This window comes from Streptomyces sp. NPDC007264 (assembly GCF_042869095.1).
Taxonomy (GTDB): domain Bacteria; phylum Actinomycetota; class Actinomycetes; order Streptomycetales; family Streptomycetaceae; genus Streptomyces.
The window spans coordinates 46104-61673 of record NZ_JBIAFD010000020.1; the positions used below are offsets into that span (position 1 = coordinate 46104).

The window sequence follows — 15570 nt, forward strand, 5'->3', positions numbered from 1 at the left end:
GCCCTGCTCGTCCTGCGGCACCGCCCTCGGGCGGCGAGCCGGTCGACGCCTCGCCGCCTCGCCGCCGTCACCGCACCGTGCCGGCCAGCAACGCCTCCCCCAGCCGGGTGCGGTGGTGCAGGACATGCATGCCCTCACGGCGGGAGACCAGCAGTCCGGCTTCCCGCAGGACCGACAGATGGCGGCTGGTGGTGGAGGGTGCGAGGTCCAGGGCGGCGGCCATGCCGGTGGTCGTCATGGGGCCGTCCAGCAGCTCCAGCAGGCGGGCACGGGAGGCCCCGATCAGCTGGGCGGCGCAGGAAGCGGGGCCGCCGTGGCGAGAGCGCTCCAGCCAGCCGGGGGCCGGCGAGAGCGGGTACACCAGGACCTGAGGCAGCGTCTCGTCCACCAGCGCGAGCGGTGCGCGGACACAGAAGAAGGCCGGAACGAGAGTCAGGACCCTTCCGTGCAGGCGCAGTTCACGCTTGAGCGGGTACGGGGTGCGCAGTGTGCCGCTCTCGTAGCGCCAGCCGGGCTGGGCACCGAATCCGGTGAGCAGGCCCTCGGTTCCCCGGTGCAGAACGGCTTCGGCCCGGACGGCGCGGTCGACGGCGGCCTCGGCGCGGATCGCGGCCGTGTACGGCTCGACGGCGATGGTGTAGTAGTCGCGCACCCAGCGGCCCAGACGGGCGAGCGCCTCGGGACGGCCCTGGGCCAGGAGCCGCACGCCGCGCGGGACGGGGGTCCGGCTGCGGTGGTACAGGCGGGTGAGTTCGGCCAGCAGGCGGCGACGCGGGGTCGCCATGATGCGCTCCAGGGCGGTGTCCAGGTCGGCGTCGCCGCAGCCCGGGGTGAGGAAGTCGGGGAAGTAGGAGGCCGCCGGGCACAGGTGCATCAGGGCACGGGTCGCCGGGAGGAGTCCGGCGCGGCGCAGTGACTCGGCGACCTCGCGCCGCCAGGGTTCGAACACGAGCGTGGTGTCCCGGCTCTGCAGCAGGTGGAGGCTGAGCGCGGTCTCCCACAGCGGATCGGTCCGTTCGGCGATCCGCAGCCGGGACAGTTCCTGGCCGGTGAGGTCCACCCGCAGCACGCGCACTCCCGTGGTCGTCGCATCCGCCGGCGCGCCGGCGCCGGACCGCGGACGGAGTCTATGCGCGTCACACGTTTGACGGATACATGGCGGCGACCGGGTGACGCAAAACACTGTGCGGATGGGCCGCGGAGGCCCGCGGGCGGTCGGTGACCGTGCGGCGGGACCGCCGGGCACGGTGCCACCGGCGCGCAGGCCGGGACGTGGAGCGCCTCGCCCCGGCGGCTCTCCGGCTCCGGCGTGCCGGACACCGTCTCGGCTCAGTCCGGTGTGCCGGACACCGTCTCGGCTCAGGAGGCGGCCCTGTCGGTCGCCAGGACGCAGTGGGTGCCGCTGAAGATGGTCGGCATGCACTTGTTGCAGTGGATGCACAGGGACCGCGTGTCGCCGTCCTTCTCCATCCGGGCGACCAGATCGGGCTCCCGCAGCAGCGCGCGAGCCATCGCCACGAACTGGAAGCCCTCCGCCATGGCCCGTTCCGCGGTCGTGCGTCGGGAGATGCCGCCGAGAAGGACGAGCGGCAGGTCGAGAGCGGCCCGGAACTGCCGGGCGCTGTCCAGGAGATACGCCTCCTGATAGGGGTAGGCGCGCAGGAACCGCTTGCCCACCGCGCGCACGCCCAGACGGACGACCGGATTGCGCATCGCCGCCGCGAACTCCTCCAGCGGTGCCTCGCCACGGAACAGGTACATCGGATTGAGCAGCGAGCTGCCCGCGGTCAGCTCCAGCGCGTCGACGCTGCCGTCGGCCTGGAGCCACTGCGCCACCTGAAGGCTCTCGTCGAGCCACAGCCCGCCCGGCACACCGTCGTCCATGTTCAGTTTGGCGAGGACGGCGATGCGGTCGCCCACCGCCTCACGGACCGCGCGGGCGGCGTCGCGGGCGACCTTGGCTCGGTTGGCGAGCGAGCCGCCGTACGCGTCCCCGCGCCGGTTGATCCGGGGACTCAGGAAGGAACTGGCGAAGTAGTTGTGCCCCAGGTGGATCTCCACCGCGTCGAAGCCGGCGTCGATCGCGAGGAGCGCGGCTTCGGCGTGGGCACGTGTGATGCGCTCGATGTCGTCCTGACTCGCCCCGCGGACCATGCGCAGCGCCTGGGCGCTGAAGGAGCGGGAGGGGCCGAGGGCTGGCAGGCCGTTGGAGCGACCGTCGGCCACGGGTCCGGCGTGGCCGATCTGGGCCGACACGGCTGCGCCCTCGGCGTGTACGGCGTCGGTGAGCCGGCGCAGGCCGGGGAGCGCGTCGGGGCGCATCCAGAGTTGGTGGCGCTCGGTCCTGCCCTCCGGCGCGACGGCGCAGTAGGCGACGGTGGTCAGCGCCACGCCCCCGGCCGCGTGCCGGCGGTGGAACTCGATCAGCTCGTCGCCGACCTGGGCGCCTCTGGTCATGCCTTCGAACGTGGCCGCCTTGATGAACCGGTTGCGCAGCGTCAGGGGGCCGAGGCGCGCGGGCTCGAACAGTGCGGGTGAGGTCATGGGGTCTCCCGGGGCGTGGTGGGCCGGCAGGTCACCTGCGTGGGGCGGAGTGCTGGGCGTTCGCGTGCGGAGCGGGATTCAATCACATATCAATCAGTGATTGAACAGTGATGGCGGCGGCTGTGGTGCAATGACGTCCATGAGCCATCCGGACGCTCCCACCCGAGAACGTCTCCTCACCGCGGCCAAGCAACTGTTCCTGGAAAAGGGCGCCGACCAGGTCTCGCTCCGCTCGGTCAACGCGACCGCCGGGCTGAATCCCGGGGCGGTCCACTATCACTTCGGCTCCCGCGAGGGGCTGGTGTCCGCGCTCCTGGAACGGGAGTTGCGTCCCTTGTGGACCGAGCGGATGCGGGCCCTGTCCGGCTCTCCTGACGTACGCGACCTGGTGGCGGCGCTGGTCGAGCCCTTCGCCGAACTGGTGAGCACCCGGGACGGCCGGGTGCTCTGCCATCTGCTGGCCCGCTCGGCCCTGCCGACGGGCCGGCTCCCCCATGTCTCCTCCCTCTTCGCGCCGGCACCCTTCGAGGTGCTGATCGGGCGTGCGCTGCCCGGCCTGTCGCCCCGGGAGGTCACCGAGCGCTGCCGTCTCGCGTTCAGCCTGGTGATGGAGACCTACGGGCGGCCCCTGACCAAGATGCCCGCGGAGCCCTCGGGGTTTCCGCGCACGGAGACGGTCGTCGCCTTCGTGCTCGCCGGACTGACCGCCCCTCCCCTGCACGGATAGGGCCGTTCGGTCCCCCCGCCCCGGCTGGACGGCCCTACCAGGCCCGCTCACGGGAAGGGGAGGATCCCCTGGTACGTTCTTACGGTCCCGTAGGTTACGGGGCCGTAGGTAGGCGTGCCCAGTTCGGCAACACAGAGCGAGGACCCGTGAGCACAACCCAGCAGACAACCGAGCGCCCATGGCTCATCCAGGGCGGTATGGGCATCGGGGTGTCGGGATGGCGACTCGCCCGGGCCGTCGGGCGCACCGGACAGCTCGGGGTCGTCTCGGGGACCGCGCTGGACACCGTGGTGGCCCGGGTGCTGCAGAACGGCGACCCCGGTGGACACATCCGCCGGGCGCTGGCGGCCTTCCCCGTCGCGGAGATCGCCGACGCCGTACGCGAGCGGTACTTCGTCGAGGGCGGGATCGAGGACGGCGAGCGGTTCCTCGCCACCCCGCGGATGCGGGCCGACGACGACTGCCCCGCCCAACTGCTGACCATCGTGGGCAACTTCTGCGAGGTGTGGCTCGCCAAGGAGGGCCACAGCGGACCGATCGGCATCAACTACCTGGAGAAGGTCCAGCTCGCCACGGTCCCCGCCATGTTCGGCGCGATCCTTGCGGGGGTGGACTACGTCCTGGTCGGCGCGGGCATCCCGGCCCAGATTCCTTCGCTCGCCACCCTGCTGACCCTCAAGCAGCCCGTCACCGCCGAGGTGACCGTCGAGGGGGACGACAAGCCCTGGCAGCAGCACTTCGATCCCGCCTCCGTCCTGCGCGGGGTCGACGTGGGGGACCTGCGCCGCCCGGACGTGCTGGCCATCGTGTCGCTGCCGGTGCTGGCCTCGTACCTCAACCGCTCCGAGGAGACCCGGCCGGACGGCTTCGTCGTCGAGGGTCACACCGCGGGCGGCCACAGCGCCCCGCCGCGCGGGCCGCTGCGGCTGGACGAGAACGGGGAACCGGTCTACGGTCCCAAGGACATCCCGGACCTGGCGAAGATGGCCGCTCTCGGCCTGCCGTTCTGGGTCGCCGGCGGCCAGTGCGGTCCCGAGCGGGTCGCGCAGGCACGGGCGGCCGGCGCCGCCGGAGTCCAACTGGGCAGCGTCTTCGCCCTCTGCGAGGAGTCGGGGCTCGATCCACAGCTGCGGCGGGAGCTGACCGAGCGCGGGCTGCGCTCGGCGTCGGTCGCCCGCAACGACCCGGCGGCATCCCCCACCTCGTTCCCCTTCAAGGTCGCCGACCTGCCGGGCACGCTCTCCGATCCGGGCGTCGGTGCCGCCCGTCGGCGGGTCTGCGACCTGGGATATCTGCGCACCCCCTACCGCACAGAGCGTGGTGGCGTCGGCTACCGCTGCCCGGCCGAACCCAAGGTCGCCTATCTCCGCAAGGGCGGTGCCGTCGAACAGACGGAGGGGCGGCAGTGCCTGTGCAACGGGCTGCTCGCCGCCATCGGGCTCGGGCAGCGGCGGCCCCACGGCTATGTGGAACCCCCCATCGTCACCATCGGGCAGGACCTGGGCTTCCTCCCCCGGATCGCGCCGGACGGCGCCCCCTACAGCGCGGAATCGGTGGTGCGCTGGCTTTCCTCGGGGGTGTCCCCCGCCGCCCGCCCGTAGCGTGCGGAGGCCGGCGGGCCGGGCGGCATCGGTCCGCCGGCCTCCGGTCCGCCGCCCGGCCGCCGCCGGGCCGAGAACCGATGGCACAGGGGCAGGGGCGAGCGGCCTCGGCGGTCAGTAGTCGTGGCCGCCGCCGCAGCTGTAACCGCCGTCGGAGTCACTCTCCGAGGGGTTGCCGCTGCCGTGGGTCGCCCAGTGGTCCATGGCCGCGAACATGACCGTCGCCGCGATGGAGACCACGACGAACACGAAGAACAGCCACCCCCCGTGGAGGACATCCCCGTGAGCCAGGCCGAAGGAGACCGCGAATCCCACGCCCAGCCCGCAGATCACTTCCATGACCTCCCCTTTCCACGTCGGGCCGCCCCATGCCCGCCGGGTCCCTCAACTCTACCGGTGGCGTGAGCCGTTGGACCTGACGGCCCCTCATTCCACCGACGGGCGGCGGCTCAGGACCGGACAGTGGGGCGGTGGCGCAGGCGGCGCAGCATCCTGGCGTCCTCGAATCCCACCTCGCGGGCCGCGGCCTCCGCGGTGGCGCCGTGGCCCAGCAGGTGTTCGGCCCGCTCCAGCCGCAGGGTCTGCTGGTAGCGCAGGGGGGTGAGGCCCTGGGTGGCACGCGCGAACCGGCGGGTGAGGGTGCGCGCACTGACACCGGCGTGTGCCGCCAAGGTGGTCAGGGGCAGCGGTTCGGTGAAACGGTCGTCGATCAGGTCCTGGACGCGGTGCACGGCGTCGTCCAGGTGGGCCCGGTACCGCAGCATGGCGCTGGCCTGGGGCTCGTGGCCGTTGCGGCGGGCGTGGACGACCATCTCCCGGGCCACGCGGGCGGCGAGCCCGGGGCCGTACCGCACGGACACCAGGTGCAGGGCGAGGTCGATGCCGCTGGCGATGCCCGCCGACGTGACCACGCGGTCGTCGGTGGTGAACAGCACGTCCCGTACCACGGTCGCCCGCGGATGGCGGGACGCCAATTCCTCCTGCACGTCGTGGTGGGTGGTGCAGCGTCGCCCGTCGAGCAGTCCCGCCCGGCCGAGCGCCTCCGCCCCGGCGCACACGCTGGCGACCGTGCCGCCGGCCAGGTGGTGGGCGCGCAGCCGCAGCAGCACGTCGTCGCCGATGGCGGGGCCGTCACGCAGGGTCGGCCCTCGCCAGCCCGGCACCACGAGGAGGTCGCCGGCCTCCAGCGAGGGCCACTCGGTGTCCGCGACCAGCGGCAGCCCCTGGGCGCTGAGGACCTGCGCGTGCTCGGCGACGTACGCCAGCTCGTACGGCCGCCCGAACTGCGCCGCCGTGCCGAAGACCTGCGCGGGACCCGCCAGATCGAGGAGGTGCACGCCGGGCAGCAGCACGAAGACGACGCGGATCACGCCCCTGCCGCCTCCGCCTCCAGTTCGGCCACCGTGGCGATACGGGCGAACCGGTCGCGCAGGACCGCCTCGGTACGCTCGATGATCGCATCGGTGCCGAGGTCGCCGATGGGGTGCGTGGCGGTGGCGTCGGTGACGAACACCATGCGGTAGCCGAGATCGCTGCCCACGCGGGTGGTGGTCTCCACACACTGCTCGGTGCGGATGCCGCACACCCGCACCTCCCGGATGCCCGCCTCGGTGAGCAGTTGCTGGAGGTTGGTCGTGGTGAAGGCGTTGTGGGACGTCTTGCGGAGCACCGGCTCGCCCGGCCGCGGGCCGTCCAGCTCTTCCAGCAGGCGGACGTGGCCCGACGCCGGGTCGAAGACCCCTCCGGAGCCCGGTTCGGTGTCCAGCACCCAGACGATCAGGTCTCCGGCGGCGCGGGCCAGGGCGACCAGCCGGTTGACGGACTCGGCGATCTTCGGGTTGGAGATCCGGTCCCACAGGGGGTGGGCGCGGAACGATTCCTGGACATCGACGACGATCAGTGCGCGATTCATGGCACCCATTGTGACCAGGTACGGCTCATCCGCCGTAGTCCCGATCAGGGCCCGTGACGGAACGATCCGGTCATGCGGTGAGGCCACCGACCCGGTCGTCGGCCCGTCGCCGCAGTGCCGTGGTACGGGCCCTCGCGGGGCCGTACACGGCGCGGACGGGCCGTACCACGGGGCCGGATGCCGCACGGCGTCCCGACCCGTCCCGCGGTCAGGTCTCGAGGGGGATGCGGAGGGCGAGCAGGGCGACGTCGTCGTCGTTGCGGGGCGGACGGGCCCGGTCGAGGAGTTGATCGGTGAAGGGCTTCAGGGGACGGTGGGCGAGGGCAGCGGCGTGCCGGCTCAGCCGGGAGAGTCCCTCGTCGAGGGAGTGGTCCCGGGACTCGACGAGGCCGTCGGTGTACAGCAGCAGCGTGGATCCGGGTGGCAGGATCACCGTCGCGTCGGCGCGGGCCTCGCGGACGGCGGTGCCCAGGATGAGGCCGTGGCCGCCGGTGAGGTAGCGGGCCAGGCCGTCGTGGGTGATCAGCAAGGGCGGTGGATGTCCCGCGTTGGTCCAGGTCAGCTCGCAGTGCCCGTCGTCGGCCACGGTGATCCTGGCGAAGATCATGGTGGCCATGGGGACCTCCGCGATGTGCTGGCAGGCGTGGTCGAGCCACTCGACGATCTTGCTGGGTGGCTCGTGCTGCGCCCAGGCGTAGGCCCGGAGCATGTTGCGGAGCTGCGCCATGCCGGCCGCGGCGTCCAGGTCGTGGCCGACGACGTCTCCGATGACCACGGCGGTGGCGCCGTCCACCAGGGTGAAGGCGTCGTACCAGTCCCCGCCGACCTGCGAGGCGTCGGGTGCGGGAAGGTATCGCGCGGTCATCTCCAGGCCGGGCACCAGCGGCAGCTGGGGCAGCAGGTGACGCTGCATGGTCTCGGCGACCCGCCGTTGCTGCTGGAAGAGGCGGGCGTTGTCCAGGGCCAGTCCCGCGCGGCGTGCGATGTCCTCCAGCAGCACCAGGTCGGCGGCCGTGAACGGCTGGGGCTGCTCGGAGCGGCCGAGGGTCAGGGCTCCCAGCACGTCCCGCAGACCGTGGATCGGGACCGTGGCCGCGGAGTGCATGCCGGTCGCCTCGAACAGGTGACGCTGTTCGGCCGCCATGCCCGAGTCCGGTGGGCCCCGGTAGGTCTCGGGCCCCACCAGCGCCGACGCCACGCCGCGCAGCGCCCGGGCCAGGGGCAGCGCGGACTGTTCGGGCACGGGCGGCAGCGGTCCCTGGAGGTCTCGGCGGTGCGCCAGGGTGTCGTGCTCCGCGTGCGTGACGGCGAAGCGCCACACCTCGTCGCGCTCGGTGATCAGGTCGACGACCGCCCAGTCCGCCAGCCGGGGCACCGTCAGGGCGACCAGGCGGCACAGTGCCTCGTCCACGTCCAGCGTGGAGGTCAGCTGTGTGGTCGTCTCGGCGAGCAGCGCCAGACGGTCCAGCTCGGACAGCGAGGCGGTGGGGCGGGGCTCCGGCTCGCCGGGCGTGGTGTCGTCGGCGCAGGGATGGAAGAGCACGAGCGTGGCCTCGGGGCCGGCGGGGATGCCGCAGGGCGTGGCCAGCCAGTCGACGTGCAGCAGGGAGCCGTCGCCGCACTCCATCCACTCGTCGGTGCCCTGGGCCGTGTGGCCGGCGAGCGAGGTCTCGCGCACACAGCACTGGGCTCTCGGCACGTGTGCGCCGTGGCGGTCACGGTGCAGCAGGTCATGGGAGTCGTGGCCGATCAGGGCTTCGGCGGGTCGGCCCAGAAGCTGCTCGGCCGCGGTGTTGACGCCGATGATGCAGCCCTGCTGGTCCGCCAGGTAGGCACCGGCGCCCAGAGCGTCCAGCACCGTGGCGAGCGCGCCCCACCCGTTCTCCGGGGGTCCCGCACCCGTCGTGGCCGCTGCCTCGGGGTCCGTCATGCGCCTGCCTCCTCGTCGCGGGAGGACCCCCTGCGGTCGACGTCCGCTCCTGCCTCGTTGCTCGGAGTTCCCCGTCCGAGGGGTGGTGACACGCCAGACGGCCCGTCGGCCTGCGACTTTCCCCGCGGCGGCCGGGGCTGTGCGGGGAGGGCGGCGCCGGCCCGGGAGGGCGGCGGTCGCCTTCCGCGCCCGACCGCAATGATCGATGGCCCGGAGCGCGCCCACGCCGCCGCGAGGGGCGCCGGTACGGTTCCGATCGCACCGCCGCCCCTCCCCGTGCCCGCGCTCGCGGGCCCTGGAGAAGGCCGTACGGGCGCGGCTGACCGGGCCTAGGCCGGTTTCAGTCCCTGGTCGCCGACCTCGGTCACGAAGGAGGCGGCCGTGGTGAGCGGTGCGCCGGGGGTGGTGACGTGGGGCACCGTCTTGAAGTCGATGCGCGCCAGGTCCCGGCCCAGCTCCACCGTCGCGTAGCCGCGCAGGCCGTTGTAGAACCTCATGTGCGGATTGGCGGCCATGGAGGTGGCCCAGTTGGACGGTTTCGCCGACCCGTTGCCGCCGCTGGAGATCGACGTGGTGACGACCTCGGTTCCCATGGTGCGGGAGTTCTGGTCGGTGAAGTCGCGCTTGATGTCGAAGGCGTAGTGCACGTGCACGTCCCCCGTGAGCACCATCAGGTTCTCGATGCCCGAGCTCTCCGCACCCGCGAGGACCCGTTCCCGGGAAGCCGGACAGCCGTCCCACGAGTCCATGGAGACCTTGGACGGCAGGGCGGTCGTGTTGTGGCGCTGGGAGAAGGTGACCTGCTGGGGCACCACGTTCCACAGGGCGCGCGAGCGCCGCCAGCCGTCGAGGAGCCAGCGCTCCTGCGTGTCACCGGTCAGAGTGCGGGCGGGGTCCTCGGACTCGGGGCCCGGGTACTGCCAGCCGTCGCCGTATGCCTGGTCCGAGCGGTACTGGCGGGTGTCGAGGACGTCGAACTGGGCCAGCCGGCCCCAGTGCAGACGGCGGTAGAGCCGCAGGTCGGGGCCGTCGGGGAGCTGGGGGCTGCGCAAGGGCATGTTCTCCCAGTAGGCCCGGTACGCGGCGGCCCGGCGGATCAGGAACTGCTCGACGGGGTCGTTGTTCTCCGAGACGTCGTCGGCGTAGTTGTTCTCCGTCTCGTGGTCGTCCCAGGTGACGACGAAGGGGTGGGCGGCGTGCGCGGCGGCCAGGTCCGGGTCCGACTTGTAGAGCCCGTAGCGCAGTCGGTAGTCCTCCAGGGTCACCATCTCGTGGTCGTACAGGTCGGGGACGGTACCGGTCGGGTAGGAACGCGCACCGCCGCTTGAGTCGACGGCGTACTCGTAGAGGTAGTCGCCGAGGTGGAAGACGATGTCGACGTCGTCCTGGGCCAGGTGGCGGTAGGCGGTGTAGTGGCCCTGGTCGTAGCGCTGGCAGGAGACCAGCCCCAGGGTGAGCGCGGACACTCTGCTGCCCCGACCGGGCGCTGTGCGCGTACGGCCGGTGCGGCTGATCCAGGTGCCGGCCTTGAAGCGGTAGTGGTGGACGCGGTTCTCGCGCAGGCCGCGGACCTCCACGTGGACGGCGTGGTTGAACTCGGGGTGCGCGGTGACGGTGCCGCGCCGCAGCACACGCCGGAAGTTCTCGTCGGCGGCCACCTCCCACTGCACGGCGACGCGACGGGCCGGCAGGCCGCCGTCGGCCTGGTGGGGGGCGGGCGCCAGCCGGGTCCAGAGCAGCACGGAGCCGGGCAGCGGGTCCCCGGAGGCGACACCGAGCGTGAACGGGTCGTCGGACAGCTGCCGCGCGTCGAGTTCGGCGGCGCCGGCGACGCCGGCCGTCGGCAGGTCCACCGTGAACGCCAGCGCGGCGGCCGCGCCGGTGACGGTCAGGAAGCGGCGACGGCCGACATGGCGTGCGGCCGCACGGAGTTCGGGGGCTTGGTCCGACGGGCGCGTTGCGGGTGTCATCCGGGCCTTCCCTGTCGAGATGGTTGCCGGGTGGCATTCGAACGGCCCGGAGCGACATCAACCTGGAACGTTCATGACAATCACATGGCGAAGGGATGAGTTCCCCGTGCCGCGCCCGCGCCCGGTCGGGCGGCGGCTCGGCGCACGGTCGGCGCGGCGCCCGCGCGGCGACCCGACCCCCTTGCCAGGTCAGCAAGCTTGTTTGCCGAAAGTGCGGACACGCCGCAGGGTGGCGCCATGGCCTACGACGTCGTGGCGACGGACCACCAGCGCCGGCGGTCCCGTCTGACGCCCCTGCTCGTGCGCACGGATTCCCGTCCCAGCCTCATCGAGGACGTCCGGGCCGGCCCGTGAGAGCCGGCCCGGACGTCGTGATCAGGCTCAGGCCAGGTCGAACCGGTCGAGGTTCATGACCTTGACCCACGCCGCGACGAAGTCGTTCACGAACTTCCCCTTCGCGTCGTCGCTCGCGTAGACCTCGGCGAGCGCACGCAGCTCGGAGTTCGAGCCGAAGACGAGGTCGGCGCGGCTGCCGGCCCACTTCAGCTCGCCCGTGACGGCGTCGCGGCCCTCGAACGTGGTCGCGTCCTCGGACGTCGCCTTCCACGTCGTGCCCAGGTCGAGCAGGTTGACGAAGAAGTCGTTGGTCAGGGACCCGGGGGTGGTGGTGAGGACGCCCAGCTGCGACTGCTGGTGGTTCGCGCCCAGGACCCGGAGGCCGCCGACGAGGGCCGTCATCTCGGGGGCGCTCAGGGTCAGCAGGTTCGCCCGGTCGAGCAGCAGGTACTCGGCCGGCAGCCGGTTGCCCTTCCCCTGGTAGTTGCGGAAGCCGTCGGCGGTCGGCTCGAGCGCGGCGAACGACTCCACGTCGGTCTGCTCCTGCGTCGCGTCCGCGCGGCCCGGCGTGAAGGGGACCCGGACGTCGTAGCCCGCGTCCTTGGCGGCCTTCTCGACGGCCGCACCGCCGGCGAGCACGATCAGGTCGGCCAGCGAGATCCGCTTGCCGCCGCTCCGGGCGGCGTTGAAGGACTCCTGGATGCCCTCCAGGGTGCGCAGCACCGTCGCCAGCTGGTCCGGGTCGTTGGCCTCCCAGCCACGCTGCGGTTCGAGGCGGATGCGCGCACCGTTGGCGCCGCCGCGCTTGTCGCTGCCGCGGAAGGACGAGGCCGACGCCCAGGCGGTGGACACCAGCTGGGACACCGACAGGTCCGAGGCGAGAACCTGGGCCTTGAGGGTGGCGACGTCCTCGTCGTCGACGAGCTCGTGCGTCACCTCCGGCAGCGGGTCCTGCCAGACCAGGGTCTCGGTCGGGACCTCCGGGCCGAGGTAGCGCACGACCGGGCCCATGTCGCGGTGGGTCAGCTTGAACCAGGCCCGGGCGAAGGCGTCCGCGAACACGTCCGGGTTCTCCAGGAAGCGGCGCGAGATCGGCTCGTAGACCGGGTCGAACCGCAGCGCCAGGTCGGTCGTCAGCATCGCCGGGGCGTGGCTCTTCGACGGGTCGTGCGCGTCGGGGACCGTGCCCGCCCCGGCACCGTCCTTCGGCCGCCACTGGTGTGCCCCGGCGGGGCTCTTGAACAGCTCCCACTCGTAGCCGAACAGGATCTCGAAGAAGCTGTTGTCCCAGGCCGTCGGGGTGTTCGTCCAGGTCACCTCGAGACCGCTGGTGATCGTGTCACCGCCCTTGCCGGTGCCGTAGGAGCTCTTCCAGCCCAGGCCCTGCTCCTCGAGCGACGCGGCCTCGGGGTCCGGGCCCACGTTGTCCGCCGGACCCGCGCCGTGGGTCTTGCCGAAGGTGTGACCGCCCGCGATGAGGGCGACCGTCTCCTCGTCGTTCATCGCCATGCGGCGGAAGGTCTCGCGGATGTCGCGGGCCGCGGCGATCGGGTCCGGGTTTCCGTTGGGGCCCTCCGGGTTGACGTAGATGAGGCCCATCTGGACCGCGCCGAGCGGGTTCTCCAGTTCCCGGTCACCCGTGTAGCGCTCGTCGCCGAGCCAGGTGGTCTCGGGACCCCAGTAGACGTCCTCCTCCGGCTCCCACACGTCCTCGCGGCCGCCGCCGAAGCCGAACGTCGTGAAGCCCATCGTCTCCAGGGCGACGTTGCCGGCGAGGATCAGGAGGTCGGCCCACGAGATCTTCCGGCCGTACTTCTTCTTGACCGGCCACAGCAGGCGGCGGGCCTTGTCGAGGTTGGCGTTGTCCGGCCAGCTGTTGAGCGGGGCGAAGCGCTGCTGGCCGGCGCCGGCGCCACCGCGGCCGTCGCTGATCCGGTAGGTGCCCGCGCTGTGCCAGGCCATGCGGACGATCAGGGGGCCGTAGTTGCCGAAGTCCGCCGGCCACCAGTCCTGGGAGGTGGTCAGCACCTCGGCGATGTCCCGCTTCACGGCCGGCAGGTCCAGGGACTTGAAGGCCTCGGCGTAGTCGAAGTCCTCGCCGAGGGGGTTGGCCACGGCGGGGTTCTTGGCGAGGATCTTCAGATTGAGCCGGTCCGGCCACCACTGGCGGTTCCCGCCACCCTGGGTCGGGTGCGCAGCGCGCCCGTGCGCGACCGGGCAGCCACCTCCGCCCTCCGACTTGGCGTCTACGACGATTGCATCATGGTTCTCAGACATGGGAATCCTTCCGGACCAGGTGGATCACGGTGCTCAGGAGCTGCCGGTGGTGGAGCAGTCGGGGCACAGGCCCCAGTAGATGACCTCGGCCTCGTCGATCGAGAAGCCGCGGTCGTCGGACGCGGTCAGGCACGGCGCCTCACCGACGGCGCATTCGACGTCGGCGACGGTGCCGCACGACCGGCACACGGCGTGGTGGTGGTTGTCCCCGACGCGTCCCTCGAACCGGGCCGGGCTGCCGGCCGGCTCGATGCGGCGTACGAGTCCCGCGGCGGTGAGCGCGTGGAGGGCCTCGTACACGGCCTGCACGGAGACATGGCCCACGCGATCGCGCACCCCGGCGGTGATCGCCTCGACACCGAGGTGGTCACCGCCCCGGACGGTCTCGAGCAGCGCGACGCGGGCGGCCGTCACACGCAGGCCGGCACCGCGCAGCTCCTCGCCGGTGGTCGGCCTCGGGGATGCGGTCATGGCGCCAACCTACCTCCACAAACACGAACGGTTCAAGAAAAAGAATCGTTCTAAATCTGACAGAGAATCAGACGCTTTTTGCCCTGTTTTTTCAGGAAACATCGCCCAGATGGTGATCTTGAGGGTCTCACAGTCGAGCCGCACCGGTCACGGAATGCGTACACGTACGTCCTGCGGGTGAGCGCACGCCACCGCGGACCGTGTCCGCCGCACGGGCCGGGCCGCCGCGGCGGCGGGACCTGGCGCGCCGAGGGGAGCGGCGCTACGATCACCGCGATGACGACTCACTCTCTCCGCAGATTGGGGGATCCGTCCGCGCAAGGTGAGTGCTGATGCTCACTCACACCGCGCAGGAGGATTCCCGCCTTTCCCTCTGGCTGCACGTGCGCGAGTACGCCGTGCCGCCCTCCGTGATCGAGACTGCGACCGCCCGCCGCCTTGCCGGGGACTGGGCGGGGGCATGCGCCGCCGCAGGCATCGATGTCGATCTCCAGCTGCGTTCCGTGGCACGCGTGTACGGCCGGGAACTGTCGGCCCGGGTCCGGGCCGACCTGCGCCGTCTGGCTCCCGACCTGTTGCGCTGGCACATGCCGAGGATCGCTCCCGACGGGCTGCTGCGCCCCGGTGCGACCCTCACCCTGGCCCGCTACGGGACCGAGGGCCGCGACGGCGCGGGACCGGTGCACCTCGTGGCCCGGACCCCGCCGGCCTGGGCCGACGCCGGACAGCGGTTCAGCCTCGCGCTGTGGGACGAGTCCCGCGCCGCCGGCGCCCGCCGTCACCCGCATCCCCACCCCGACCGACGGTTCCGCCTCGACCTGCACCGCCACCTGTGGGACGCGCGCCGGGCCGGGGAACTGCGCATCCGGTCCGGGGCCGATCGGCCGGGCGCCGACGGTCCGCCCGCCGTGGACCCGGACCCGCCCGGTGGCATGCCGCGGGGGCGCCGCTGTGCCGTTGACCGCTGGGCGGCCGAGGCCGGGATCCTGCTCCGGGCCCTCGGACGGTCCGGCGGTGCCGTCGCCGTGCGGCTCGGGGCGCGGCATCGGCTGGTCCTGGAGGTGGCCGCGGACGACGACGGCTCCGGGCCGCCCACGCCGCGGATCGCCGCGGCCTCCGCGGAGGGCGGCTCCCGCGGGCTGCCGGTCCTGCCCGACGCGGCGACCTGGGCGCTGCCCGACCTGGAACTGCTCCGCGCCGGGCTGATCGAGGCCGACCGGCTGCATCCGCTGGTCGCGTCGGCCCTGGTACCGGACCATCGGCCGGCCGGTCCGTGCCGGCCGATGGTCCGGCCGGGACGGACCCGCCTCGTCGAGTGCCGGGGGGCTCAGCACCGTATCGGCCTGGTCGGCGGGGTGCTGGCCCCGCTGGACCACGACCCCGACGAGGTCCGCCGCGGGGAACTCCTGGCGGCACTGACCGGCACTCCGCTTCCGTGCCTGCGGGCCGTCGACGAGGCGCACCGTCGTCCGGACTGCCTCCCCGACATCCGCGCGCGCCTCGACCACGGCGACACCGCCGGTGCGCTCGCCGCCGTCGAGGCTCTGCTCGGGCCCGGTGCCCTGCTGCGCAGCGGCGCGCTGCGGGACGAACTGGAGGCGGCCGCACTGCGACGGATCACCTACGGGCTGTTCAGGGCAGACCTGTTCGGCCCGGGCCCCGGAGGCGCCCGCCGGGGTCGTCCCCGTCCCCGTGACCACCGCTCCCACCCGCGTCACGCCGCCCTCCACTGACCCCTGGACCTCAGGGGTCTCCTCCTGCCACGGGGCCTCCCCACCGCCCCCGGCATCCCGCCGACTTGA

General features: G+C 72.7%; 12 protein-coding genes. 3 read left to right on the forward strand and 9 right to left on the reverse strand.

All coding sequences use genetic code 11. The features are described 5' to 3' along the window. Window positions 1–67: 67 nt before the first annotated feature. Together ACFYMU_RS28295 and ACFYMU_RS28300 are read right to left on the reverse strand one after the other, a co-directional pair. Window positions 68–1069 carry an ArsR/SmtB family transcription factor gene (locus tag ACFYMU_RS28295; RefSeq protein ID WP_388378857.1) on the reverse strand — a complete coding sequence of 334 codons (1002 nt, stop codon included), beginning with the start codon at window positions 1067–1069 and terminating at the stop codon, window positions 68–70. 290 nt (window positions 1070–1359) lie between these two features. Next, the gene (locus ACFYMU_RS28300) at window positions 1360–2544 is read right to left on the reverse strand and encodes an NADH:flavin oxidoreductase (protein WP_388378860.1); all 1185 of its coding nucleotides are present in this window, start codon (window positions 2542–2544) and stop codon (window positions 1360–1362) included. 139 nt (window positions 2545–2683) lie between these two features. On the opposite strand from ACFYMU_RS28300, the gene ACFYMU_RS28305 reads away from it, so the two are divergent. Together ACFYMU_RS28305 and ACFYMU_RS28310 are read left to right on the forward strand one after the other, a co-directional pair. Further along, window positions 2684–3271, forward strand: coding sequence for a TetR/AcrR family transcriptional regulator (locus ACFYMU_RS28305; RefSeq protein WP_388378863.1), 588 nt, complete (start codon window positions 2684–2686; stop codon window positions 3269–3271). A gap of 146 nt (window positions 3272–3417) precedes the next feature. Continuing rightward, window positions 3418–4872: a nitronate monooxygenase gene (locus ACFYMU_RS28310; protein WP_388378865.1), complete on the forward strand. Its 1455-nt coding sequence runs from the start codon at window positions 3418–3420 to the stop codon at window positions 4870–4872. Window positions 4873–4986: 114 nt separating this feature from the next. Here the strand turns inward: ACFYMU_RS28310 and ACFYMU_RS28315 are convergent, their stop codons facing one another. From ACFYMU_RS28315 to ACFYMU_RS28345, 7 genes are all read right to left on the reverse strand, one after another. Then, a complete protein-coding gene (locus ACFYMU_RS28315; RefSeq protein WP_388378868.1) occupies window positions 4987–5211 on the reverse strand; it encodes a hypothetical protein in 225 nt (74 codons plus the stop codon). A gap of 110 nt (window positions 5212–5321) precedes the next feature. Beyond that, entirely contained in the window at window positions 5322–6242 is a 921-nt protein-coding gene (locus tag ACFYMU_RS28320) for a GlxA family transcriptional regulator (protein ID WP_388378870.1), read from the reverse strand. Next, window positions 6239–6784, reverse strand: coding sequence for a cysteine hydrolase family protein (locus ACFYMU_RS28325; RefSeq protein ID WP_388378872.1), 546 nt, complete (start codon window positions 6782–6784; stop codon window positions 6239–6241). The genes ACFYMU_RS28320 and ACFYMU_RS28325 overlap by 4 nt, the downstream gene beginning before the upstream one ends. A gap of 208 nt (window positions 6785–6992) precedes the next feature. Then, complete coding sequence (locus tag ACFYMU_RS28330; protein WP_388378875.1) at window positions 6993–8714, reverse strand: SpoIIE family protein phosphatase; 1722 nt, start codon at window positions 8712–8714, stop codon at window positions 6993–6995. A gap of 329 nt (window positions 8715–9043) precedes the next feature. Further along, on the reverse strand, window positions 9044–10684 hold the full coding sequence (locus tag ACFYMU_RS28335) for an alkaline phosphatase D family protein (protein ID WP_388378877.1): 1641 nt from the start codon (window positions 10682–10684) through the stop codon (window positions 9044–9046). A gap of 381 nt (window positions 10685–11065) precedes the next feature. Further along, a complete protein-coding gene (katG, locus tag ACFYMU_RS28340; protein WP_388378879.1) occupies window positions 11066–13297 on the reverse strand; it encodes a catalase/peroxidase HPI in 2232 nt (743 codons plus the stop codon). 33 nt (window positions 13298–13330) lie between these two features. Further along, window positions 13331–13768 (reverse strand): Fur family transcriptional regulator, encoded by a 438-nt coding sequence (locus ACFYMU_RS28345; protein WP_388378882.1) that lies wholly within the window; start codon window positions 13766–13768, stop codon window positions 13331–13333. Window positions 13769–14100: 332 nt separating this feature from the next. Between ACFYMU_RS28345 and ACFYMU_RS28350 the strand changes: the two genes are divergently transcribed. Further along, window positions 14101–15501, forward strand: a complete 1401-nt coding sequence (locus ACFYMU_RS28350) for a hypothetical protein (RefSeq protein ID WP_388378885.1) — start codon at window positions 14101–14103, stop codon at window positions 15499–15501. The last annotated feature ends 69 nt before the right edge of the window (window positions 15502–15570 follow it).

What these genes read in the sequence shown, in the direction of transcription:
- ACFYMU_RS28300 (WP_388378860.1), bottom strand. Translation starts at nt 2,544, where the DNA reads ATGACCTCACCCGCACTGTTCGAGCCCGCGCGCCTCGGCCCCCTGACG.
- ACFYMU_RS28305 (WP_388378863.1), top strand. Translation starts at nt 2,684, where the DNA reads ATGAGCCATCCGGACGCTCCCACCCGAGAACGTCTCCTCACCGCGGCC.
- ACFYMU_RS28315 (WP_388378868.1), bottom strand. Translation starts at nt 5,211, where the DNA reads ATGGAAGTGATCTGCGGGCTGGGCGTGGGATTCGCGGTCTCCTTCGGC.
- ACFYMU_RS28325 (WP_388378872.1), bottom strand. Translation starts at nt 6,784, where the DNA reads ATGAATCGCGCACTGATCGTCGTCGATGTCCAGGAATCGTTCCGCGCC.
- ACFYMU_RS28330 (WP_388378875.1), bottom strand. Translation starts at nt 8,714, where the DNA reads ATGACGGACCCCGAGGCAGCGGCCACGACGGGTGCGGGACCCCCGGAG.
- ACFYMU_RS28335 (WP_388378877.1), bottom strand. Translation starts at nt 10,684, where the DNA reads ATGACACCCGCAACGCGCCCGTCGGACCAAGCCCCCGAACTCCGTGCG.
- katG (WP_388378879.1), bottom strand. Translation starts at nt 13,297, where the DNA reads ATGTCTGAGAACCATGATGCAATCGTCGTAGACGCCAAGTCGGAGGGC.
- ACFYMU_RS28345 (WP_388378882.1), bottom strand. Translation starts at nt 13,768, where the DNA reads ATGACCGCATCCCCGAGGCCGACCACCGGCGAGGAGCTGCGCGGTGCC.
- ACFYMU_RS28350 (WP_388378885.1), top strand. Translation starts at nt 14,101, where the DNA reads ATGCTCACTCACACCGCGCAGGAGGATTCCCGCCTTTCCCTCTGGCTG.